Raw genomic sequence first — 22637 nt, forward strand, 5'->3', positions numbered from 1 at the left:
ATGAATGCTAAATTGTTGAAATGTTTGGTAGTCGTTTGGACTACAGGATTTCTGAGTATCTTCAGTTTGGGAGAAGAGACGACAACACAAGAATTCTCATTGGGGGAACGTCCTGCTGATATTACACAAGCTATGTGGAAAACAATTGTTACAAAATATGATGAATACCCTATGCTGGTTAAAATGCCGGATGATAGAATTGTTATTGCACAATTATCTAGCCAACCTCAAGATTTATTTGTGAAAAATAGGAATTGGCGCTTTGCTCCTGAGCTTGTCGAAAAAGATATCGATCTTTTAAAGATGTATTATGTAAAAACAAAAAATAAATTTTATCTTTCGTATCAAGAAAGAGAATATGCAATCGCTATTGCTGTTGCGCTTAGACTCGCCACCAATGAAAGAGAAGCAACGATACAAAGCATTATTGAATCCGCCGTGAATTTTAGTTATTGTGCAAGACCGAATAGTTGGAGTGGACAAGATGTGCTTCCTTCTCGGTGTTCTTTCCTGGCACATTTTAATGATCAATCTGATCAATCCATACAAGGGTGTGTTCATAACGTTATATTAAATGCGGAATTTCTGATAGAGATAACGGAAAATAAAACATGGAAGATATCGAATGAATTCGTTGAAGGATTTCTAGAATGTTTTGATCAAGTATTTTTTAAAACAACAGCAGAGATAAAAAAAGTATTGAATTGTATGGCGACTCAAACAACTCAAGGTCTCCAAATTCACTGGGACCTTATACCGTCGGCTTTATCTGCGCCGGTAGACAGTTATTGGGTGCGATTTGAAATTGATTCTGGTTATATCAAAAAGAATGATGCACAACAAATTGAGTTATATGAAATTCCTACTGATTATGCGGTGTTGACGGTGTATGTAATTAGTGCTGATGGTAATGAATGTTATAAACAAGAGATTACTCTGGATCGCCAAGGGAGAATTATTCCATAATTTATTTAGAGGTAGTGTCAAAAGTTTTTATGAAAAAACATCGGATAAAACAATAAAATTTTTGCTTTCGGTCAGGCTATCCCCGAGGCAGAGCATCGGGGTATTATGCCCGACCTTACACGGCTCGCAAGCGAGCCGGACGCAAAAATTGAAAATACAAAGGACTCAATGAACCCAATGGAATAAAAAAGCAGGAGCGGGAACGATGCATATAAGCGAGATGTCCTGCAATCGTCGTCCGTGGTTATTCACCGAGTTGCCAACAGTTCTAGCTTCGACTCCGACGAGCTTGGGCGGGCACATTCTCGTCGAAGCGCACCCTATTGATAACTCTGGTTTTAGGTCAAAACGGAATTATGGCAGTAATGGGTTAATTATAAGCATATTAACTATAGTTTTTTTTCAGAAAACTTTTGATACTACTTATTTAGACCAAAAGAAATGGATAATAAAAAACCATCCGTTTCTTTTGGTAAGAAGAAATATAGCCGATGATAATCAAACTTTATATATCTTATCAAAAAGCTGGCAAAAATCAGAAGACGCGGATATCTTTTGGGGGATGAAACAGGAATTCGCAATGACGAGGCCAAGGGCCGCAGTTATGCGCCGAAAGGCAACACCCCGGTGCAAGCAGTCAATCCGGTACGCGAAAAAGTTAATATGATCAGCGCGATTACCAACCAGGGGAAAACTCATTTCATGTTTTACAGCGAAACGATGACGGCTCAACTCCTGATCCAATTCATGGAACGTCTGATTCGTCAAAATGAGCGGAAAGTGTATTTGATTCTGGATAACCTGCGGGTTCAGCACAGCAAAACGTTGACTGGTTTTCTGCAGGAAAACGCGGCTTTCATCAGGCTTTTTTACTTGCCAAGTTACAGTCCCGACCTGAACCCGGATGAATATCTCAACCGCGACTTGAAATCAAATCTGAGCAACAAGCCCTTGGGGCGCGCCAAAGGAAAAATAACCGAACATGCCAAGCAACATATGGAAATGATAGCTGAACAGCCGGAACGAATCAAGAAATTATTCCATTCCAAGACTGTTTTGTATGCAAGTTAGTTAGTTGCCGGCACAATAATTTACATCAAGGGGAGTTAGAAAATCCATGAAAAATTATAAATTAGCAATTGTATTTGTAATAATTTTTATGTGTACTATTAGTAATAGTTTTTGGTCTTTAGAGTTAAATGAGCATTTTTTAATGCCCAATTTGATTGTTTCTAATGGGAAAGTTGCAATTGTAATTCTTAATAGATATAATCTAACCGAAGCAGAGGTGAATGAAATTAGAGATGAAGTACAGAAAACATACTCTGATAATATTGCTATAAGGAATGAGATTAAAAGTAAATATACTTCATTTGATAAAAAAATAAGAAAACTAATAGATGATTCTACTATAACTTTTTTTGAAGCATCTTCATTTTGGGATAAGATACTACCCGCATGGGTCTTGGAGAATCCAGATTTTTCTTACATGGAAATAATGGAAGATGTCAATGATAATTTAAAAAATACAAAGCATCTATTTGGTTTAGCATCAACAATAGAATATGCAACTCGCTATATTTCACGGGAAGCATCAGAAGATGAAATTAATAAATTGGCCGCTTTTGAAGTAATTCCAGAACAAATTTTTTGCTATCATGATTTACAGAATGAAAGTGATATTTGGGCAATGGTTTTAGGTGATACAGTTGTAAATTATTATCGAGAAATCCCTAATGGATATAAAGTCCCTTTCCGAGGAGATGGAAATCCTTTCTGGTTAAATTATTTAAAATCAGAACCTCAAAAATTTTCATGTGGTTTGGATAGTAATGGGATTATTTATATTGTAGACAATAAGGGAAGATTGGGTTTTTTTGATATTCCTAACAAAAATTATCTTCCTGATTTTTACACATTCCAATATCCAATATTAGTACCACAAAATAATCAAAGTCATAGTGTTTTCATTAAGAAAGAAGGGCAATTGGTTGAATATATTGTACAAATAGGAAGAACTACGGAAGAATGGAATCAAAAGCGAATCTTTGTTGAAAGTTTTGATCGTATTTTATACGCTGATGAAAAATCATTGTTAGCTTTCTCTGATGATAAAGGAGAATTGATCTATTATGATCAACAAGAAGTCTATAAAAAAACTGTAAATATTCCGGATTATTTAACATTGCGTCAGGCAGCTTATTCTCCTATTGATCAAAAAGTGTATTTTTTATTTGTAAATAAAAAAACTTTAAAAGATATTTATTATACTATGGGAGCTTTTTCCTGTTGTCAGGTCGATGTTTATCAGTTAACTTTAGATGTGAAATTGGAGAAAAAATTTATAAAATTTGATAAAACAATTATAATTAGTGACGATAAAAATGATATTTATCATGAACAGTAAATATTAGATTCTTTGTGAAGTTAGGTAGGGAGTGGAGGTATGAACAGCTGGAGAATTCTGGTAATGGTTTTCATTGTGGGATATTGTGGCGGATATGCCTCCGCTTCTGACTGGGTGACCTATGGTTATTTGATAGACCGTGCGGGACAAATCAAAACAGAAACAATCAGTGCGGCTAGGGAAGATATTCCAGAAAGTGTCTGGGAATCACTGCCTCAAACACCAGAACAAAGAGAATCGCCCTTTTCCGTAAAAAATATTATAAGAATGGGTCCAATAAATAATAGAAGAATTTTTTCTAATATTGTGTACAATCAACTTGGCGGCTGGGATTTTGCGATGGACTTATTGCCCTTGCTGGATGAAGGGGAAGATATTCAGTCAAAAATTTTCGTACCTGATCTTTACAAAGTCAATGGAAGACTAGTTTCTACCATGTGGGGGTACAAGCCTGGATATTTTGAATGGTCATCTGATAGTCCATGGCGAAGAAGTTATTTTACTTGTTGGCGGGATACTTTCTGGCTGGTTGATGAGAAATGCAATCTTTATGAGTTGCGACAACTGCCGGAAACGGAATATTTCGGTGATCGGCAGGTCTATTTCCCGTATGCCATTCCGGAGGACCCGCTATTCTGGTTGCCTGGCGCAAAATTGGATGATGTCCAGACGTTTGGAGAAATCCTGGAAAATAGAGGTCATGCGGGGACCCCGGAATTTATTTGTGGAGATGCCGGTCTGTTTGGCGATCAGATGTTCATAGTGACAGAACATGGTTATTGTGTCCGCCGTAATCTGGAAGACGAGAGTTGGTCAGAGCCAGTTCGGTGGTTTGAGGGAGAAAATCACTGTGCGCGAAAACCGGTCTTCCTGTTTGAGGTTGGCGGCGGGTTGTATTGTTATAAAGATGAAGACGGCAAACGATTTGTTCCATATGAGGTTTCCGGGGATTGGACGAAGCTGACCCCGTGCAGTGATTTGCCGGAGTTGCCGGACTTGGCGCTGCTAACCCAAAAGAATGAGAAAGTGATTTACTATCTGGAAAACCGGCAAAGTACGCAGGTCAAGCGTCTGACGTTCGGCAGTCATGAGATCGCCGATTTCGCTGATTTGGATGGCGAAGAGGTGATTGCGCTCCAGCAGATTCAGCGAGATGAGCATCCGGAAGTTCATTTTCTGGTACAAACCGCCAGCAAATTGGATAATCATAATAATCCGGTTATGAAATTCCATCCGGTAGTAGTGAGGGATGATTTGAAGAAGTCCGAGTAAAAAAAGTAAGCCGATGCTTCTGGATAAGTTGGGGATAATTTTTTTTCGGCAATTCCAGAAGTGTCTTTCAATTAGGCTATAGAACAAAGATTGCAGATGAAAAAGCGACAGTTCAAGCATAAAATCTTCATGACAGCCTTTGGGTTGTTGTGTATCGTGACCATGCGTTGTCTTGCCGTTGAAGCAGAGGGGGAGTTGTCACAGGAGGAGATGATGGCCCTCTTACAGAAGTTACATGACAGATTGAGTCCCGAGCAGAAGAAGTTGCGGGAATACCGTAAGCATAAAGCATGGGTCATAAATGCCGATCCGTCTGAAGAAATTTCAGGGCAATAGTGGTTTCAGCGAAAATATTTTGATTTGAAATATGAAATTGACAAGCTGAATGTTGTATCGGCGCAGGTGGAGCATTTATCCGATTTACAACGGCAAGCCTCGATTTTATTTACGGAAGACGCGGCGTTGCGGGCGTTTTCTGCAAAATTTGGTGTTGGAGAGGAATGTAATTTATCGTTTTTGCCTGCAGGTATATCGGTTGAATACATTGGGGAGAAAATGACGGGGACAGTCTATACGGCACCTGCTGGTAATGGTACGTCTAGTATATTGGCCAACGCAACCTATAGAGGTAAGACATATAATTTGGGTGTGGTAAAAGAATTTTCATATGTATCTCCTATATTATTTTTGCATCGTAGTGACTTGCATAAAATACATAGTCAAAATAATGCTTCTTGTGGATTTTTGGCAGATGTTTATTTGCAGCCGACTGATGTGTATTTTTATAAGGTGTGGATGAAAGAAGGAATTGTTGCTCCTGTGGTAACAGGATATTTCAACCAATCTCCATATGATACTTATAATCATGCTGATGGACTATGGATTAAAGCTAAAGACCATAGTCTGCAACTGGGGACCAGGATTGGCGTCGATAAAATTTAAGGAGGAAATTTCTTTTCTCCGTGGAGTAATGGAACATTTATTTGGAATATTCCCTTATGGTATAAAATTGGTGATAGTGCTTCGGCTACAGTTTATTCGATGGGAACTATTGAGCATGAAGTAACGATAAATGATATTGGTACTGTTACTATTGAAAAAGGAGGGATTCAAGAATCTGCTGGAATCTTTGATGAGACGGATTATCCATTTCCTTATAACAACAACAACAATCACTAGGAAAATTATGAAGGTAATTAAAATTTTTACTCTCTTAAGTTGTGCTTTAATATTAACTATCACTTGGAGTGTAGAGTCTGAGTATAAAATTACTGATTTTCAATTGCAGTACTGGAAGATCGGAAATGAGGTTAAATTATTAGATAATAGTTTGTTTGAATCTCTTACTGAATTATCCTCATTGACAATAGAATGGGATGATTTTCTTGAAAGATATAATAATATTTTGTTTCATTCTTATGCTGGTGATGAGGAAAAAACAAAAATATATCTTTTGGGTATGCCATTATTGTTTTTAAAAGCGGTTTGTGATATTAAGAAAAATACAGAATATGTAATTGACTTTGTTGAATATATAAATGGACCACCTTTATCAAAAGAACAAAAAGAAAAATTGAAATGGAATTATCAAACCTTACCAGTTGAAGTTAATAAAATAAAAATCAAATTTTATGAAGCATGTACCGTATTACAGAGATCTAATGAACAATGTGACACTTGGCTGATTCCATTGGTTTATTTGATTATGGGTAATGAAGATCAATTAGAGTTTGTCTTAAATGAAGTTTGTATTTGGAAGATGAGAGATAATTTACCAAAAGGGGAAAGAACAGAAGTTGGTAACGAATTTCAGCATAAATACTTTAATTTAAAAAATCGTTTGAATGCATTAGATCCTTCAGATTTTGGTGTTGCCGCAAGCCTGAATAGCTTGAACCAAGAGTGGGAAGAATTATTTTCCCAATATCAGGCTTCCCTGGAAACTCCGGAAAATAATAAGAGGAGTCGGATTTATCAACTGGGTATGCGCTTGTTGTTTCTGAAACGGACATTGGTGCTTGCCGGAGATCCTGCCGAGGAAATAGCTCGGTTGCGTATGATATTGGATATACTGGAACCGACTAATGAGGCTTGTGAAGAATGGGCAATTCCATTGATTTGTCTTTTAATGGACAATGAGGTACAAATCAATGCTGCAATGCAAGCAGTAAGAGGTTGGAAGGCGGATCATGGTTTACAGAAAGAGGAATCGAGTACAAAATTGGCTGTTTCTGCAGGGAAAGAGCAGAAAACAGAGTAGTAATTTATTTTTTCAGTTGTCCAAGAATGATTCGATTTACTCAAAAATTGAAAGAATATATGGTTTGCTATAAATTTTTTTTCATTTTGCTGTTGTATGTTGTTATTCCATGTTACATTACTGTTGGAGCAGAAAGTGAGTTATCACAAGAAGATATGGAAGTTCTTCTGCGGAAAGCTTATGATAAATTGAGCCCTGAACAAAAGAAGTTGCGGGAATACCGTAGACATAGAGCGCGGGCAATAGGTGGTGACCCGTCTGAAGAAGTTTCAGGTCAATATTGGTTTCAGCGAAAATATTTTGATTTGAAATATGAAATTGACAAGCTGAATGTTCTATCGGCGCAAGTGGAGCATTTATTCGATTTACAACGGCAAGCCTCGGTTTTATTTACGGAAGACGCGTCGATGCAGGCGTTTGCTGCAAAATTTGGTGCTGAGAAAGCGACCCCTTACCGGATCAGTATCTGGTTGTTTCTTTTGAAGAAAAATGATGAATTGGTGCGGAATTTGGAAATGCGACTGCTTGCCAGGCAGGAAGATTTACCGGAATTCACTTCTCTGCAGCACGAAATTACCGAAGCATTGGAGCAACGCAAAGAGTTGGCGAAAGCTTTGCGGGAAGCGGTTGGAACGCAGGAAAATGCTGATAATTATTTGTTGCCGCTATGCAGTCTGATTATGTCGACTCCCGAGCAGCAGACGATGGTATTTGAGGCCTTGCTAGATCGCTGGTCTGATCGTCCGGTTTCCTTTTCAGAGTTGGAAGCAGCGCAGCTTGCCGATTACCGGCAAGCGTTATTGAAATTGAAAGCTGCCTTAGCCGGCTTGGAACCTTCCCCGGAAGCGATTGCGGATTTACTGGTTTTACAGGAGCGTTGGGATGAACTTTTGAAACAGTATGATTCCGTATTGAGCAAACCGGAACTGAAGAATTTTACTCGCACTCATAAAATTTGGATGCTGTTGGCCTTTCAGGAAGTGAATAATGATATCTTTCGGACCACCAAAGAAGGTAAGCGGCCCAGTGTGTTAATTGGTGAACCAATTGATAAATTGCCTCCAGCCAGAAAAAATAGTGTATTATTATTCAGAAAGTTGGAGACGGAAACCCGTAATTTATTTTACGATTTGAATGATGCGGAAGATTATTTAGCGCCGATATTCTGGATTGCAGAAAATGAAACCGAACAAGTGGTTACAGATTATGTTTTTATTGATCGGGCCTTTGAAGAAGAATTGCTTAAAAGCCTTGAATAAGCATTGTTCAACTCCTATGAGTTCTACAGGCGGTCCTCTGGCTGTTGGGAGCCAGCCGCCTGTTTGCCGATGCTGGGCTGCCCCTCAGCCTAACTGAAATTCGCTTGGTGGCGAGTGGCGGCGGCAGTAGTTCTGGTCCGCCTCAGCAGTAGTGTACTTTTAAAAAGAAATCGGAATATTTCTATTGTGATTTTGACCGCCATAAGGAGCGCTGGAATCCCAATTATGCCGACGGAGATGGTGGAGATAGTGTAAATGAACATTATTTTACCGGTACGGCCAATCAATTGCTTGATTTTATGAAACAACGTGCTAAAGAAGATTTGGTGGATTGTTCCGAGGTAAAAAAGCCTTGCGACAACCCGAATTGTCCGAAAACCAGAGTGAAACGGTCTTATGATCATAAAAATATGGGGGAAGGATTTATCGTTTGTGGAAAACATGAGTCAGGGACTCCGCATTTGCATTCGGATACGGAATACCCCCAGATCGCACCAGGTTCTTCAACATCTTTGGAATACGCCGCATTCCGAGGCGGCCATGCCGATATCGGAGGAGGTTATCATGATCGGGGATTGGCGAATATTACTTTCGAATACATGCATGATAGGGGAAAAGCGGCAGGGGCGCCATTTCGAAATATCCCATCAAAACAATTAAAGGAATTGTCACGTAGATTTACCAGTAAATTAAGTTGGCATCAGGAGGATCCTTTGTACAATCTTAAGCGGCATAAGCGACGTAGTGATATCGCTTCAAAGATCCCGAAACATGCCAGTGTTGGACATCTGAATGGGCCGAGCAGTCCGAACACGGGACCCTTTTATTATATTAGTCCAGGATATACCCATTATGGCTGGTATTAACAGGTTGTAGAAAATTGTTATAGATCCGAACCTAAGCCCATTGTACATTGACATTTGTTTAAAACAGTTCCAGGAAATAAGCCGGTGCAAGTTCGGATCAATCAATAATTAAGGCTGATTATGAAAAAAAATAAGTTACTGTTTGTATGGTTGTTATTGAGTTGCTGCTGCGGGATCTTTATCGGATATTCCTATGCGGTCGGTTGGAAAATAGCTGAAGAAGAAACGGACAATAAGCTACCTGGCAATGTTTCTGTTCTAAACTTCACGAATAAAAAGATAGAAAGTATAATGATCTCGCGAGAAGGGCAAGATTTTAGCTACTATGGAAGGCTTAGTCCATGGATAAGTAGTGCGATGTATGGTTTTTTTTCGGAAATGCCATCCGTTATTACCCTTAAATGGTGTTATGAAGATGAAGAAATATATCTCCAGAGAAGATTTAATATTACACATCCGGAGTTGCTGAAAAAATACCATGATGATTTCATGAGACTCAGCTTTTATATTGTAGGGAAGGAGTGCATGTTGCTCTATTTATTTGTCACTTATTTCCCTGATGGTGAATTTGCTAATTGTGTTCTTTTTTTTCCAGAGGAAAATCGCTGGGTTGAGCTGACAGATTTTGAAAATAAATATCGTGCCATTGGCAGAAAATGAATTATCATTATGGGAAATAATAAAATGAACCGGTGGTGGAAAATTGCTGCGATATTGCTCGCTTGTGAATTCGGTATTATTATCGGTTATTGGTTACCGGAACGGGTACAGCCGCAGGAAAAAGTTTCTCCGTTGGTACCGAAGATCAATCCGGAGAAGAGAAGAATTGCAAGTGTGGAATCCGAAAAGAAGAATCATTATGAAATAAGAGTTGAGGATTTTTCCGATGTTGGGGTTGAATATGCTAAGATTGAAATAGGGAATCGATCTATCTCGCTTGGTGCGATTCTGCCATGGCAATCCGCTAGTGATAAGTTTGCTGTCATTGAAATTCCTGATACCGTATTGATTGAATGGCGTTATGAGAATGATGAAATTCTTTATAAGAAAAAAATTCACCTTGTTTATAAAGATATTATACTGACAGATTATTCTGATTCATTTCACGGTTTTGTTTTCTGTATTGCGGAAAAAGATTGTTTTATGTTTTATCAATTTGACACTTATTTCAGCAATGGAGAATTTGGCAATAGTTATGGGTATTTTTCAGTCGATGGAAACCGCATATATTACCCTGGTGTTTTGAAGCGGAAACTATGGGACAATCCTAAATGGAGATTTGAGCAATAGTTATGGGTATTTTCAGTTGATGGAAACCGTATATATTACCCTGGTGCTTTGAAGCGGAAGCTATGGGGCAATCCTGGTTCCAACTCGGGAAAATGAGTGACATCTTTGAGCAGAATGTTGACGGTGAGTTGTCATAATCTTTTCGCTTTCGATGGTACTGGTAATGGAAAAAGCAGCTATACGAATGTTTACCTTTTGTATGAAAGTCATGGCGGAAGCGCATTAGGTGAGTATTATTCAGGCGTTGGGACTGATGATTACACAGACTCGGAGGGGGTGTTTTCGCAGATTAGGCAGGCCTTTTCTCGTCCTGATATTACACTAAAAATTAATGAAGCAATGAGTGATTACAACACTTTAAAGTGGTCTAGTACAGAGGATGTATGTATTGATGTGGTCGGTTTCAGCCGAGGTGCTGTAACCGCGGTGGAGTTTGTACAAAAACTCGGAGATCAGGAACAAGATATGGCTGCGAGAGTTCGTTTTCTGGGGTTGTTTGATCCGGTCACAGGACCTGATACATCGACATCTCCTACCTTGCCGATTAATATTGATCATGTTGCTATTGCTTATTCATTGGATGAAACGCGTAACACATTTACTCCCGTTATTTATGAAGCGCCTAAAGGGTCTACAATGGAGCTCTTAAGACGTGCATTTCGTGGTGGACATGCTGATGTCGGAGGTGGTTATGCAAAACGAGGCTTGGCAAATATTACCTTTGATTTTATGTTTGAGGCTGGGAGGAATGTGGGAGTTCCATTTATGCCTCTTAGTAGAACATTTATGAATAAAATGAAACATTCCAAGATAGATGGTGAATTTATTACTCATGAAATGATGTGGCATCAAGAATATCCTGCATATAATATAAAATATGAAGCCCGACATCTGCCTGCTGCAATAGAACGGCATTGGATAGTTAATGAATTGGAAGCACCCAGTGGACCGGGAAATGCGTTTAAATATAAAAAGACAAAAATATTTATGCCATATCATAATTAAGAAGTTTTTATTATGTAGTGTTTTTAATATTTTTAGTGATATTTGTGTTTTTCATTGCTTTGTAATGTTATACGGGAAGCCGAAGTATTGTATTTCAAATTATTAATAGAGTTGGTTTTATGAAGAAGAAAATTTTATTTGTTTTATTGTTATTGTTCTCTTATATAGGGGGACTTATTACTAGTTACTATTTCTCACTTTACCGGTATAAAGAAATCTATAAATCAGAAATTGCCCGATTAAGTGTTGGTTATGATCTTGAAGTTAAAAATGCAGCAGAGAAAGAAGTAACCGATATAGAAATTTTGGGAGAAAAAGAAATAAAAGTGGAACGTCTTGAGCCATTGATTTTTCATGGATATTCCCAATTTTTTCCGAAAATACCGTCAACTGTAACTTGTAAATGGCGTTATGGAGATGTGTTCTATCAAAAAGAATTTAATATTACGCATATGGATTTGCTGAAAAAATATCCTAAAAATTCTGGATTCAGCTTTTATATTACAGGAGACGAGTGTGTGTTGTTCTATTACTTCTGGGCTTATTATCCAGATGGTGAAATTGCTGCTCGTCCTGCTTTTTGTCCAGAAAAAAATCTCTGGATTGATCCAATGGAATTTTCTCGCTATTTGCGGAAAACTAGATAGCGGATAATGATATATAAAATAGGAATATAATAAGATGAATAAGTGGTGGAAGTTCAGCGTACTGTTGTTCGCTTGTGGGTTCGGTATTGGCTATTGGTTGTTTATGCGGTTGCCGCCGCAACTGGATGATGCCTTTCTGTTTGGTCCGAAGCCAGTCAATCCGTGGAAAAAAGAATTGCAAGTGTAGAATTAGAGAAAAAAAATCATTATGAGATGAGAGTTGAGAATTTTTCCAATATTGGAATTGAATATTCAAAGGTTCGAATAGGAAATCTATCTGTCGTGCCAGGAGCGGTTCAGCCTGAACAATCCAGCAGTGGGAAACTTGTCTTCAATGAAATTCCAGATACTATATTTTTTGAATGGCGTTATGAGAATGAGGAAACTCTTTATACGAGAGAAATTCATCTTGTTAATCAAGAGATACTGACTGACTACTTTGATGCGCTTCATGGTTTTGTTTTTTGTGTTGCAGGAAAAGATTGTTTTTTATTTTATCAGTTTGATGCTTATTTTGAAGATGGAGAATTCAGTAATAGTTATGGATATTTTTCTATGGATAGAAACCGTTTCTATCATCCATTAGCTCTTAAACTAAAATTATTTTGATGAATGGAACTAGAGCATAATAATGATTCCAATCAGTAGTCTCAGTTTGTCGAGAAGATTGGTATGACGACGGTCAATACGACGTCATTTACTTATACCGCCAATGGGCAGGTGCAGAGCCAGGTTGAGAATGGCCGGACGACGAGCTTTGTCAGATGATATCTTGACTTCTACAACTGCCAGGTGAGCTAACCTGAATGTTGCATGAAACTTTCGAATCGTCGAGAAATGTTCAGAAGATTCGGAAGTTTTTATTTTCAGAGTCGGATATTGTCGTTTTTTTGCAAATTGAGCATATTCCCCCTTTCCCCCGTTGTTGTTCGGCGAGCCGGGGACAGCTCTCCAAGGTTTTATTCCCAAGCGATGATTTTCGCAGCGATCAAGCGGAGGAGTTCCTGATTTGGACAAGCACTTGAAAGAGCAACATAAATTTTTCTGGTATTCCGCCGAATAATGGCACCGATTTTCACCAGGTATAAGCGAATGCTGCCGCAGGTAGCCTCGGCAAATTGAGTTCCTGTCAACAACAATGCCCGAAACCGTTCCATGAGAATATAAGCCAAACTTGAAAGCAGAAGCCGGAATTGATTTGCCGCAAAGTCATGGCAGCTCGTCCGATCAGCGAAAAGATCCAGCTGCTGTTCCTTGATCCTGTTTTCCATCTCACCTCGGGCGCAATAGACTTTTTCATAAAGATATTGTCCATCATCATCAAGATTGGTGACGATAAAACGATTATTCGGTCCGGGGGAGTTGAATTCCGCTTTGGCAATCACCCGGCGCGGGTATTTCCAAGTTCCTGCCGCATATTCGAACTGAGTAAACAGTTTTGCTTTTTCATGTGTTTCGTTGTAAAGTGCTTCCGCTTTCACTTGAAGATCTTTTGATAATTCCAGCAAACGTGGATTTTTCGCCAATCCGACAATATATTTGACCTCATTTTTATCACACCAGTTCAGCATTTTCTGCCGACAAAAGCCACTGTCTCCCCGGAAAATAATCTTAACCTTCGGCCATTTCTGCCGAAAGCGCTTTACCAGTAGCGAGAGAATCGCCCAAGCATGCTTGGCCGCATCAATTTTTGATGGACGCAAATAAGCCACAAGCAATTGATCCCCGCAGAAAACATACAACGGCAAAAAGCAATAGTGGTCATAATAGCCATGAAAAAAGCGATTTTCCTGCATCCCGTAAGTGAGGTCATCGGTAGCATCGAAATCAAGAATCAATTCTCGAGGCGGCGTGGAAAAACTTTCGATAAAGAATTCGACAAACAATCGGCTCAAATCTACGCAAGCACGACGATCGATTCCATTTTCGAATCGACATAAAGTGCTTGGAGTGGCGAGTTGACGATCACGACCGACAACAGTTTGAATCAGCGGATCAGTTCGCAATTCATGATGGTCATTGAGATCTTCATGGCCGGCAACCAAACCAAAAACTCGTTGACGAAGCATGCTCAGATAGGAATGCTCAACTTTTCCGGGCTGTCGAATATCAAAAGAATCCAGCAGGTTACCGGCGCGCCGGGTCAAACCGAGTTTGCGGTCGAATTCTTTCACAAAAAGCAACCCGCCGTCACTGCTGATATCTCCACCGGCGAAATTGAATTCAATTTTTCTGCTTTTCGGACCTTGAAAGACCGGAATCGAAACATTACATTTTGTCATTGGCAGACCTCGGCGTTATATTGTGATGTAAGATATTACAATATAATACGTTAGTCGAGAATCTGCCTCTTTGTTTTTGAAAATTTACGCAATATTCAGGCTAATCCTTGCTCTGCAGGAATTGAAAACACCGCTGGTACGATTCGGGGACGCGCCGCCGGTTGTGCAACAGTTTCGGCAGCGTGAAAACCGGAGTGGAACGGTTGCCGAACCGTTCCGATAGCTGCGGCCCGTAATGGTCGTTGAGCCAGGCGGATTCCGCCCGGGCGGAGTTTGTCGCTCTACAGCCAGGCCGGCTCGACCGGCATCTCTTCGCGGTCGAGCCGCCAGCTGTCCAGCGCGATCATCGCGCCGTCGGCGGTAAACACTGCGCTTTTGATTCGGCTGGTGCCGATGTCGATCGCGACAATTTTCATCGTTTACGGCAGCATGAATTTCTCGCGCATGCCGGGCAAATTGAGCAGCGCCTCGTTGTGTTCGCGGCCGCCGGGCGCGTTGGAACTGAGGAAAACCGGCGGCATGATTCCCCGGCCGGCCAATTGCTCGACGGCCAGTGCCGAGAGGGAATGCACCAGAAAGCTGCCGGCCAGCGTGGACAACGGTCCCATCGGACAGTTGCCGGCTTCGATGGCGGCGTCGCCGCAGGGGACGTGGTTGTCGATCATGATCACCCGGTCGACCAGTTGCCACAGCGAACCGATGGTCGAATGGTTGCCGCGGGCCTCCCGGTAGGCGGACGAGGAGATGACGATGACGCTGGCCTGGCGCTGCAGGGCGGTCGCGGCGACGGCGACCGGGGCGGCGTTTTTGCCGGAAGTGGAGATGACCAGCAGTACGTCGCCGGCCTGCAGTTGGGAATTTTCGACAATAGCCCGGCCGGCCTCTTCACAGCGTTCCATGGCGCTGGTCAGGAAGCCGGGCGTGGTGGCGATGTTCATGCCCGGCCCCCACAACGGCTGCCAGAAGGCCGGCGCGCCGGCCCGGTAAAAGACATCTTCGGCCAGGATTGCCGAATGGGTGCAGCCGAAGATGTAAATGCGATGCCCGGCCTGGTAGGCGTCGGCCACCGCTGCCGCCGCCGTTTCGAGGTTGGCGGCTTCCCGGCTGGCGATTGACTCCAGGACGTTCTTGGCCGCGGTCAGGTAATGATCCAGAATCGTGGTAGCCATGACAAAAGCACTCCTTTTCGCTGATAACGTTTTGATCGAATCGACTGCGGAACGCAGGGATTCGGGTTGGTCTAAAATAATCCGCCGGCAAGCGGAAAGCAAGCCGGAAAAAACGGATATTTGAGCGGTCGAAACGAATGACGCGGTCCGGCGGAAAGGTTTCCGGGATCGGAGCCGTCCCGGAAACACGGAATTTCTTTGATTTACAGGAGCTCTCCGTAACGCCTGATGTAATTTTTCTTCACCGCCTGGGCGGCGAACATGTATAGAACGATCGTCAGCAGCAGCCAGAAGAAGTAGATGCCCGGCAGCGGCGTCAAGCCGAGTACACCGCCCAGCGGGGTGAAGGGAATCACCGTCAGGAAGGCGATGCCGGCGAAAGTGAGGAGAAAGACCGGCAGGGAGGCCCGGCTCTGCATAAACGGAATTTTGGGCGTTCGGATCAGGTGGATCACCAGCGTCTGCGACCACATCGATTCAACGAACCAGCCGGTTTGGAAGAGCGCGACATACCAGTCCCGAAGCACCGGGTCGGTCAGCTGGGTGAACAGTTGGCCGCCGCAGAGGGAAGGGCAGATGACAAAATACATCAACAGATAGGTGGTGATGTCGAAAACCGAACTGACCGGACCGATGCGCAGCATGAAGCCGGCCACCGACGACGCGTCCCAGGGGCGCGGCCGGCGCAGGTATTCGATATCGACATTATCCCAGGGAATGGCTGTGCAGGAGATGTCGTAGATCAGATTCAACAGCAGCAGATGAATGCTCAGCATCGGCAGAAACGGCAGGAAGGCGCTGGCGATGAGCACCGAAAACATATTGCCGAAGTTGGAACTGGCGGTCATCTTGATGTATTTGATCATATTCGCATACGTCCTGCGTCCCTCGAGGATGCCGTTCTCCAACACCATCAGGTCTTTTTCCAGCAACACGACGTCGGCCGATTCCTTGGCGATATCGACAGCGGTATCGACCGAAATTCCGACATCGGCCGCTTTCAATGCTGCCGCGTCGTTGATGCCGTCGCCGAGAAATCCGACGGTATGGCCGTTGGAACGGAGCACTTGCACCAGCCGGGCTTTTTGCTGCGGAGACAGCTTGGCGAAGACGTTGGTGCGTTCCACGGCGCGGGCCAGTTCCGCTTTGCTCATTTTTTCCAGCTCCGCCCCGAGCAGCAGATTGTCGACCCGCAGGCCGACCTGGCGGCAGACGCAGCGGGTGACTTTTTCATTGTCGCCGGTCAGGACTTTGGTGGCGACGCCGTATTCCCGAAGCGCGCGGACTGCCGCCGCCGCCGTCGATTTCGGCGGATCGAGGAAGGCGAGATAGCCGATCAGCACCATCCCGGTTTCGTCGGCGACGGAAAATGCGTCGACCGGCGGCGGATTGGTTTTCTGGGCGACGGCGATGACCCGCAGGCCGTCGCGATTGAACGTGTCCACCGTGGCCAGAAGATCGCGGCGCAGGGCGGCGGTCAGCGGTTCCACGCTGCCGCGGTATTCAACGTGCGAACAAATGCCGAGCATCTCTTCGACGGCGCCTTTGGTGATCATCTGCGTCTTGCCGTGCCGGTCGGCGACAACGACGCTCATCCGGCGTCGTTCGAAATCGAACGGAATTTCGTCGACTTTCTCATAGCTGCCGGTGAGCCGCCGCAGCGTCGCCTCGTCGCCGCACTCCCGGCCGGTCCGGTCGATGATGGCGATGTCCATCAGATTTTTCAAGCCCGTCTGATAGAAACTGTTCAGAAAGGCGTGGCGCAGTACCCGCGAATCGGTTTCACCGTGGACATTCATGTGATATTCCAACACCACTTTATCCATGGTCAGCGTACCGGTCTTATCGGTACAGAGCACATCCATGGCACCGAGGTTCTGGATCGCATTGAGATTTTTGATGATGGTTTTGCGGCGCGACATCAGCACGGCGCCTTTGGCCAGGCAGGTGGTGACGATCATCGGCAGCATTTCCGGTGTCAGGCCGACCGCTACCGAAATGGCGAACAGAATGGCGGCTTCCCAGTTGCCTTTGGTGATGCCGTTGACGACGAGGACGACCGGCACCATGATCAGCATGAAACGGATCAGCACCCAGGAGACGGCATTGACGCCTTTTTCGAACCCGGTCACGGTCGGCGGAGCGGCGAGCGAACGGGCCGCGTCGCCGAAAAGCGTGTCGCTGCCGACGGCGATGACCAGAGCGGTTGCCGAACCGCTGACGACATTGCTGCCGGCGAAAGCCAGATTGGGGGAGTCGGTCACGGCGTCACAGTCGTGCCGGACGACGGCGGCGTTTTTCTCCACCGGTTCGCTTTCTCCGGTCAGGGAGGCCTGGCTGACGAAAAAATCCTTGGCGCGGAGAATTCGCACGTCGGCCGGCAGCATATCGCCGGCGGCGAGGTGAACGATATCTCCGACGACGAGTTCTTCCAGCGGAACTTCGATTTTGCCAACCATGCGGCGTTCGACCGTCGCGGTCGTCTTGACCATTTCGCTGAGGCGCGCCGCAGCATTGCCGGAACGCGTCTCCTGGATGAAGCGCAGCAGTCCGCTGATCAGTACCATGGTCAGGATGATGATAACCGTGGTCGGGTCTTTGTCCTCCGGCGCCGCCAGGCGGACGTCCATGAGGAACGACACTGCGGCCAGCAGCAGCAGAATACCGGTGAACGGATTGACGAAAGCGCCGATCAGCCGTTTGAGGATCGAATCCCGGTTGGCGCCGACAATCCGGTTGGCGCCGAAACGGTTGCGCATATGTTTGACCATCGGCTCGGACAGTCCGTTGGCCAGGCCGAATTTGCGAACAAAATTGCCGGTTTCCGATTTGGCGGCGGAAAGCCGCCGGGCGGCAACCATCGCCTGCCGGCGCAGTTCACGATTGTGCTTGCCGGCCTGGAACGTGAAAAAAAGTTTCATTTTTCCGTACCTTTCTCTTGGTGATCGATTGAGATTGCAGAGGATGGTACAGAGCTGGCTGGGAGGACCTGCCGTCAGAGGCGGACGAAACGTCGATTGGCAAAGTAAATCAGAACTTCATCCGGCCGGAAAATCGCTTGGAAGGAATCCGGCCGGCGCCGCAATCGGCCGCCCGGTGACGGTTGATACGTCCGCCAGGCTCTATACCGCTGTTACTTCCTTCGTCCATTTTCAGACCTTTCGATGAATTGAATGCCCGGGATGCGGTATTCCGGACGGCAAGCGGCAAAAAAAGCCCGCCGGCTGCGGACAGCGGCGGGCAGAAAAAACAAAACAATTCTGCGTTGGCCTTTCGGCCGATTGCCTTACCGTCCAAGCTTCGGCATCACGGGGCGATGAAATTACATTAGATCACACCTTGTTTTTCGATGTGGCCTGCTGACCTGCTTGTAGTGTCTCCACCACTTTGCGGCAGTAATCCGTATCCCTGCGATAGCTTCACCTACCGGAAACAACGCTGCAATATAACGGTGGCGGCAGGAAGAGTCAAATCGCCATTTGAAAAAAAGTGAAATTAAAAAATCGGCTTCACACCGACAATCGTTCCGGGCAAAAGTCGTCGCCCGGGCCGGCGCCGAGTATTGTTGGCAAAAGAAAGCGGTCTTCTTCCGGCAACCCGGCCAAAGACGGCGAACGCCCGGCCAAAGGGGTATGAATTACTTTCGGCCGACGGCTTTCAGTTTGGCGATCATCTCTTCGACCTCCCTGGCGCCGGAGGCGTACAGTTCCTTTTCATTCGGCGCCAATTCGTGCAGCAGTCGGAAGAATTCGCCGGCATGGACCAGCTCCTCCTCCGAAATATCGAGCAGAACCGCCTTGGCCAGCGGGTGATCGATCGATTCGGCCATCTGGGTATAGAGCTGTGACGCTTCGTACTCGGCGGCGATCATGAAACGGATGGCGCGCAGCAATTCGTCGCCGGTAAGTTTGCGGTCCGCGTGCATGACGGAAAACGGTGTGCAGAATTCAGGCATGATTTTTTCTCCTTCATTGGATGATTATTTCAATTCGATTCTTTTTCGAACTGTTTCCGATAAAACTTCCTCTGTTACTATTATAATGCTATCGGTAAATAAATCAACTTTCCTTTGAAGAAGTCGTTTGATTTTTTCAGAGAAATAAATTTGATTTAATATTTGACATATCAAATATTAATTGATAAAGTATATTCCTGACAGGAGGAATATCATTGTTGCAGCATAAGATTTTAAAATTTGAAATGGCGGAACACGAAGCGGTGATGAACGTCTGGTGGACCGGGGTGTTGCTGAAGAAGATGTCCGGCTGGTTTTTTCGCGACCGTCCGGTGTCTCCGGCGCAGTTCAACATTCTGATGCTGTTGACCTATGCGGAAAAACCGCTGACCCAGCGGGAAGTCAGTGACCGGCTGCTGGTCGATCAGTCCAATGTCACCGGCCTGGTGGAACGCATGGCCAAGGCCGGGCTGATCCGGCGCGGCGACGTGCCGGGCGACCGGCGCTGTGTACTGCTGGAGACGACGGAGCTGGGGCGGCGGCTGGTTACGGAAATCGAGCCGGAATATTTAGATCTGATCCGCTCCCTGGTTCGAAAATTTTCGCCGGGGGAACTGCGGCTTTTGAATGATTTCATGGTCCGGCTCCAGGCGGAAGCCGTTCAGGTGGAGCCGGCGCTCGAGGACGGCCGAAAGTGACCGGAACCGGGGAAATGATCTCACGATGGTATTGGCGACGGCGTCTGCTCGGCTGGGCGGCGCTCTTCTGGCTGCGCCGCGTCATCCTGCGGCAGCCGTTGCCGCTGATCGGCGGTCTGGTGCTCAATGAAAGTTGCAATTTGAATTGCCGCCACTGCCGGGTGAACCGCTGTACCTCCGCCGACCTGAGTTTCGCCGAGGCGCTGACCGGTCTGCGGGTCTTATTTCGCCGGGGGGCGCGGGCCTTGGCGATTACCGGCGGCGAACCGCTGATCTGGGGGACGGCAGGCGCGGGAGTCGCTGAATTGATCCGGGAAGCCAGGGCGATGGGGTTTCTGGCGGTTTCCGTGTATACCAACGGCACTTTGCCGTTCGACCATTTGGATGCCGATGCGATTTTCATCAGTCTGGATGGCCGCGAGCCGTGTCATGATGCGTTGCGCGGACCCGGCGTTTTCCGGAAGGTGGCGGCGCGGATCGCCGAGGCGGTTCATCCGAATTTGTTCATCAACCAGGCGATCAATGCCGGCAATGTCGCGGAAGTGGAGCCGATGTGCCGCTGGGTGGCGGCTCAACCGAACTTGCGGGGAATTTTCTTTTACTTCCATACGCCGTATTACGGCATCGATGAATTGTTCCTGCCGTTGTCGCGCCGGCGTGAATTGATTGGCGAACTGCTGCGGTTGAAGCGGCAGAATCTACCGGTCGTCAATTCCGCCAGTTGCCTGAAACTGGTTGCCGCCGATCGCTGGAAACGTCCGGCCGATCTCTGTTTGGTCTATGCCGACCGGAAACTGTTCCGCTGCTGCCGGGCGGTCGGCAACGCACTCGCCTGCGACAACTGTGGTTATCTCGGCTATCCGGAGTTGCAGTGTATCCTGCAGTTGCGTCCGGACGCGGTGGCGGCGGCGTTCGGTTACCTGGCCGGAGGAGGAAAAAGATGATCGCACCGGTTTTGCGATTGCTGCGCCGCCGGCTGACCGGCGGTGCGGATGATTTTACTTTCCGGCCGGCGTCTGTCCCGGAGTTGCCGGAGCTGGAGGCGTGCGATCTGTACATCCATATTCCGTTCTGCCGGAACCGTTGCCGTTACTGCCCGTACAACACTGTTCCTTACCGGCCGGAACAGACCGCTGCATTTTTTCAGGCATTGCGCCGCGAGCTGCGGCTCTATCTGCCGTGGCTGCAACGGCGGCGGATCGGTTCGATTTATATCGGCGGCGGCACGCCGACGGTGGTCTGGCCGGAATTGGAGGCTTTCCTGGCCGGGCTGTTCAAACGGCTGCCCCGGCACGGTCCGGTGGCGCTCGAAACCAACCCCGATGAAATCGATGACGCCTTGGTCTCGCGCCTGCGGAGTAGCGGCGTGTCGCTGGTCAGCCTGGGCGTCCAGAGCTTCGACGACGGACAATTGCGTTTTCTGGGACGCAGTTATCCGGCCGAAATATTGCCGGATAAAATCGCCCGGTTGCAGGCCGGCGGTTTTGCCGGCGTGAATTTGGATTTGATGTTTGCCTTCGGGGCGGCGCCGGAACGGATATTTGCCGAAGATCTGGCCAAAGCGATGGCGAGTGGCGTTGCTCAGATCACCGCCTATCCATTGTTTGAGTTTCCTTACAGCCAGGTTGGCGAAATCCGGCGTCAGCGGCATTTGAAGATGCCGAAATTGCGTTTGCGGCGGCGATTGTATGAACTGCTGTTCAATACCATGACCGGAGCGGGATGGCAGCCGCGGTCGGTCTGGGGATTCAGCCGGACGGCAGCGCCGGCATATTCGTCGGTGACCCGCGATTTTTTTCTCGGTCTCGGACCGGGAGCGGCCAGCCGGTTGCCGAATCGTTTTTATTTCAATACCTTTGATAACCGGGCTTATCAGCAGCGCCTGGCGGAACGGCGGTTTCCGACCGCGTTGGGCATGACGCTTTCCGAGCGGCTCAGCAACTGGTACTGGCTTTACTGGCGTTTTTATGAGACCAGGCTGCCGGTGGCGGAGATCGAACGGCGTTTCGCGGCCGAATGGGCCTGGCCGCCGCTTCGGAAAAGCCTGGATGTTCTGCATTGGTGGGAACCGGATGGCGAGATGCGCCGGTTGACGCTGGAAGGCGCGTTCTGGATTCATCTGCTGCAGAATGGGTATATCCTGAACGACATCGATCAAGTGTGGTCGAGTTGTCGCCGGGAAGCGTTTCCGGCGGCAATCCGGCTGTAAAGGATTAATTTACGCCGTGTGCAAGGCGGGATGAAGGGGGTGAACGATTATGGCGGCGGCATGCCGCCGGAGGGTTGTCTGTTTCCGGAAGCGCCTGTAACGGCAAAGCGTTTACCGGGCCGGGAGAGGGAGAGTCGTCGGCGATAGCGGGGCTGCCGCGCATAGCCGGTGACGATTGAATACGGCCGGATGACGAAATTCTCCGATCACCACAGTTATCGGCTTGCCGGTTTTCCGGCTTTCGCTCTGGCCGATACTGCCTGATATCGGAACCGGAACTATCATCCATTGACCGATACGCCGGAATTCCTGCAAAGCAGCCGGGGAAGAATGTTTTGATTATTTTGTGGAT

General features: G+C 46.2%; 23 protein-coding genes and 1 riboswitch. Of the genes, 18 read left to right on the forward strand and 5 right to left on the reverse strand.

The features are described from left to right. The 15 genes from HWX74_RS13275 (at position 1) to HWX74_RS13345 (ending at position 12581) form a co-directional block, all read left to right on the forward strand. Positions 1-966 carry a hypothetical protein gene (locus HWX74_RS13275; RefSeq protein ID WP_176013990.1) on the forward strand — a complete coding sequence of 322 codons (966 nt, stop codon included), beginning with the start codon at positions 1-3 and terminating at the stop codon, positions 964-966. A gap of 534 nt (positions 967-1500) precedes the next feature. Next, positions 1501-2037, forward strand: coding sequence for an IS630 family transposase (locus tag HWX74_RS13280; RefSeq protein ID WP_303048124.1), 537 nt, complete (start codon positions 1501-1503; stop codon positions 2035-2037). A gap of 46 nt (positions 2038-2083) precedes the next feature. Further along, positions 2084-3373, forward strand: a complete 1290-nt coding sequence (locus HWX74_RS13285; protein ID WP_176013992.1) for a hypothetical protein — start codon at positions 2084-2086, stop codon at positions 3371-3373. A gap of 39 nt (positions 3374-3412) precedes the next feature. After that, a complete protein-coding gene (locus HWX74_RS13290) occupies positions 3413-4645 on the forward strand; it encodes a hypothetical protein (RefSeq protein WP_176013993.1) in 1233 nt (410 codons plus the stop codon). 96 nt (positions 4646-4741) lie between these two features. Further along, entirely contained in the window at positions 4742-4981 is a 240-nt protein-coding gene (locus HWX74_RS13295; RefSeq protein ID WP_176013994.1) for a hypothetical protein, read from the forward strand. A 24-nt stretch (positions 4982-5005) separates the two neighbouring features. Next, the gene (locus HWX74_RS13300; RefSeq protein ID WP_176013995.1) at positions 5006-5587 is read left to right on the forward strand and encodes a hypothetical protein; all 582 of its coding nucleotides are present in this window, start codon (positions 5006-5008) and stop codon (positions 5585-5587) included. A gap of 244 nt (positions 5588-5831) precedes the next feature. After that, positions 5832-6905, forward strand: coding sequence for a hypothetical protein (locus tag HWX74_RS13305; protein WP_176013996.1), 1074 nt, complete (start codon positions 5832-5834; stop codon positions 6903-6905). A gap of 26 nt (positions 6906-6931) precedes the next feature. Beyond that, entirely contained in the window at positions 6932-8164 is a 1233-nt protein-coding gene (locus HWX74_RS13310) for a hypothetical protein (protein WP_176013997.1), read from the forward strand. A 287-nt stretch (positions 8165-8451) separates the two neighbouring features. Next, a complete protein-coding gene (locus tag HWX74_RS13315; RefSeq protein ID WP_176013998.1) occupies positions 8452-9030 on the forward strand; it encodes a hypothetical protein in 579 nt (192 codons plus the stop codon). Between the two features lie 120 nt (positions 9031-9150). Further along, positions 9151-9690, forward strand: coding sequence for a hypothetical protein (locus HWX74_RS13320; protein WP_176013999.1), 540 nt, complete (start codon positions 9151-9153; stop codon positions 9688-9690). Positions 9691-9714: 24 nt separating this feature from the next. Next, entirely contained in the window at positions 9715-10320 is a 606-nt protein-coding gene (locus tag HWX74_RS13325; RefSeq protein ID WP_176014000.1) for a hypothetical protein, read from the forward strand. A gap of 114 nt (positions 10321-10434) precedes the next feature. Beyond that, entirely contained in the window at positions 10435-11325 is an 891-nt protein-coding gene (locus tag HWX74_RS13330; RefSeq protein ID WP_254872353.1) for a DUF2235 domain-containing protein, read from the forward strand. A 119-nt stretch (positions 11326-11444) separates the two neighbouring features. Continuing rightward, positions 11445-11972 carry a hypothetical protein gene (locus HWX74_RS13335; protein ID WP_176014002.1) on the forward strand — a complete coding sequence of 176 codons (528 nt, stop codon included), beginning with the start codon at positions 11445-11447 and terminating at the stop codon, positions 11970-11972. A gap of 34 nt (positions 11973-12006) precedes the next feature. Beyond that, on the forward strand, positions 12007-12159 hold the full coding sequence (locus tag HWX74_RS13340) for a hypothetical protein (RefSeq protein WP_176014003.1): 153 nt from the start codon (positions 12007-12009) through the stop codon (positions 12157-12159). After that, complete coding sequence (locus HWX74_RS13345) at positions 12135-12581, forward strand: hypothetical protein (RefSeq protein WP_176014004.1); 447 nt, start codon at positions 12135-12137, stop codon at positions 12579-12581. Before HWX74_RS13340 ends, HWX74_RS13345 begins: the two co-directional genes overlap by 25 nt. A 350-nt stretch (positions 12582-12931) precedes the next feature. Here the strand turns inward: HWX74_RS13345 and HWX74_RS13350 are convergent, their stop codons facing one another. The 5 genes from HWX74_RS13350 to HWX74_RS13365 all read right to left on the reverse strand — a co-directional run bounded on the left by HWX74_RS13350 (position 12932) and on the right by HWX74_RS13365 (position 19378). Next, positions 12932-14254 (reverse strand): IS1380 family transposase, encoded by a 1323-nt coding sequence (locus HWX74_RS13350; RefSeq protein ID WP_176012100.1) that lies wholly within the window; start codon positions 14252-14254, stop codon positions 12932-12934. Between the two features lie 281 nt (positions 14255-14535). After that, positions 14536-14670, reverse strand: coding sequence for a hypothetical protein (locus tag HWX74_RS20520; RefSeq protein WP_303048109.1), 135 nt, complete (start codon positions 14668-14670; stop codon positions 14536-14538). A 3-nt stretch (positions 14671-14673) separates the two neighbouring features. Beyond that, complete coding sequence (locus HWX74_RS13355; RefSeq protein WP_176014005.1) at positions 14674-15423, reverse strand: sugar isomerase domain-containing protein; 750 nt, start codon at positions 15421-15423, stop codon at positions 14674-14676. Between the two features lie 203 nt (positions 15424-15626). After that, a complete protein-coding gene (gene mgtA, locus HWX74_RS13360; RefSeq protein WP_176014006.1) occupies positions 15627-18344 on the reverse strand; it encodes a magnesium-translocating P-type ATPase in 2718 nt (905 codons plus the stop codon). Positions 18345-18699: 355 nt separating this feature from the next. After that, positions 18700-18861, reverse strand: a riboswitch (M-box (ykoK) riboswitch). A 199-nt stretch (positions 18862-19060) separates the two neighbouring features. Next, positions 19061-19378: a ferritin family protein gene (locus tag HWX74_RS13365; RefSeq protein ID WP_176014007.1), complete on the reverse strand. Its 318-nt coding sequence runs from the start codon at positions 19376-19378 to the stop codon at positions 19061-19063. Between the two features lie 218 nt (positions 19379-19596). Between HWX74_RS13365 and HWX74_RS13370 the strand changes: the two genes are divergently transcribed. From HWX74_RS13370 to HWX74_RS13380, 3 genes are read left to right on the forward strand one after another with little or no spacing between them, the layout of a single operon-like run. Continuing rightward, the gene (locus HWX74_RS13370; RefSeq protein WP_217704956.1) at positions 19597-20076 is read left to right on the forward strand and encodes a MarR family winged helix-turn-helix transcriptional regulator; all 480 of its coding nucleotides are present in this window, start codon (positions 19597-19599) and stop codon (positions 20074-20076) included. Between the two features lie 14 nt (positions 20077-20090). Then, entirely contained in the window at positions 20091-21020 is a 930-nt protein-coding gene (locus HWX74_RS13375; RefSeq protein ID WP_176014009.1) for a radical SAM protein, read from the forward strand. Next, positions 21017-22285 carry a coproporphyrinogen-III oxidase family protein gene (locus tag HWX74_RS13380; protein ID WP_176014010.1) on the forward strand — a complete coding sequence of 423 codons (1269 nt, stop codon included), beginning with the start codon at positions 21017-21019 and terminating at the stop codon, positions 22283-22285. Before HWX74_RS13375 ends, HWX74_RS13380 begins: the two co-directional genes overlap by 4 nt. The last annotated feature ends 352 nt before the right edge of the window (positions 22286-22637 follow it).

The sequence above is a fragment of the Victivallis sp. Marseille-Q1083 genome, from assembly GCF_903645315.1.
GTDB lineage: Bacteria > Verrucomicrobiota > Lentisphaeria > Victivallales > Victivallaceae > UMGS1518.

What these genes read in the sequence shown, in the direction of transcription:
- HWX74_RS13375 (WP_176014009.1), top strand. Translation starts at nt 20,091, where the DNA reads ATGATCTCACGATGGTATTGGCGACGGCGTCTGCTCGGCTGGGCGGCG.
- HWX74_RS13355 (WP_176014005.1), bottom strand. Translation starts at nt 15,423, where the DNA reads ATGGCTACCACGATTCTGGATCATTACCTGACCGCGGCCAAGAACGTC.
- HWX74_RS13335 (WP_176014002.1), top strand. Translation starts at nt 11,445, where the DNA reads ATGAAGAAGAAAATTTTATTTGTTTTATTGTTATTGTTCTCTTATATA.
- HWX74_RS13365 (WP_176014007.1), bottom strand. Translation starts at nt 19,378, where the DNA reads ATGCCTGAATTCTGCACACCGTTTTCCGTCATGCACGCGGACCGCAAA.
- HWX74_RS13275 (WP_176013990.1), top strand. Translation starts at nt 1, where the DNA reads ATGAATGCTAAATTGTTGAAATGTTTGGTAGTCGTTTGGACTACAGGA.
- HWX74_RS13305 (WP_176013996.1), top strand. Translation starts at nt 5,832, where the DNA reads ATGAAGGTAATTAAAATTTTTACTCTCTTAAGTTGTGCTTTAATATTA.
- HWX74_RS13285 (WP_176013992.1), top strand. Translation starts at nt 2,084, where the DNA reads ATGAAAAATTATAAATTAGCAATTGTATTTGTAATAATTTTTATGTGT.
- HWX74_RS13340 (WP_176014003.1), top strand. Translation starts at nt 12,007, where the DNA reads ATGAATAAGTGGTGGAAGTTCAGCGTACTGTTGTTCGCTTGTGGGTTC.
- mgtA (WP_176014006.1), bottom strand. Translation starts at nt 18,344, where the DNA reads ATGAAACTTTTTTTCACGTTCCAGGCCGGCAAGCACAATCGTGAACTG.
- HWX74_RS13310 (WP_176013997.1), top strand. Translation starts at nt 6,932, where the DNA reads ATGATTCGATTTACTCAAAAATTGAAAGAATATATGGTTTGCTATAAA.
- HWX74_RS20520 (WP_303048109.1), bottom strand. Translation starts at nt 14,670, where the DNA reads ATGAAAATTGTCGCGATCGACATCGGCACCAGCCGAATCAAAAGCGCA.
- HWX74_RS13320 (WP_176013999.1), top strand. Translation starts at nt 9,151, where the DNA reads ATGAAAAAAAATAAGTTACTGTTTGTATGGTTGTTATTGAGTTGCTGC.
- HWX74_RS13350 (WP_176012100.1), bottom strand. Translation starts at nt 14,254, where the DNA reads ATGACAAAATGTAATGTTTCGATTCCGGTCTTTCAAGGTCCGAAAAGC.
- HWX74_RS13330 (WP_254872353.1), top strand. Translation starts at nt 10,435, where the DNA reads ATGTTGACGGTGAGTTGTCATAATCTTTTCGCTTTCGATGGTACTGGT.
- HWX74_RS13380 (WP_176014010.1), top strand. Translation starts at nt 21,017, where the DNA reads ATGATCGCACCGGTTTTGCGATTGCTGCGCCGCCGGCTGACCGGCGGT.
- HWX74_RS13290 (WP_176013993.1), top strand. Translation starts at nt 3,413, where the DNA reads ATGAACAGCTGGAGAATTCTGGTAATGGTTTTCATTGTGGGATATTGT.
- HWX74_RS13295 (WP_176013994.1), top strand. Translation starts at nt 4,742, where the DNA reads ATGAAAAAGCGACAGTTCAAGCATAAAATCTTCATGACAGCCTTTGGG.
- HWX74_RS13325 (WP_176014000.1), top strand. Translation starts at nt 9,715, where the DNA reads ATGAACCGGTGGTGGAAAATTGCTGCGATATTGCTCGCTTGTGAATTC.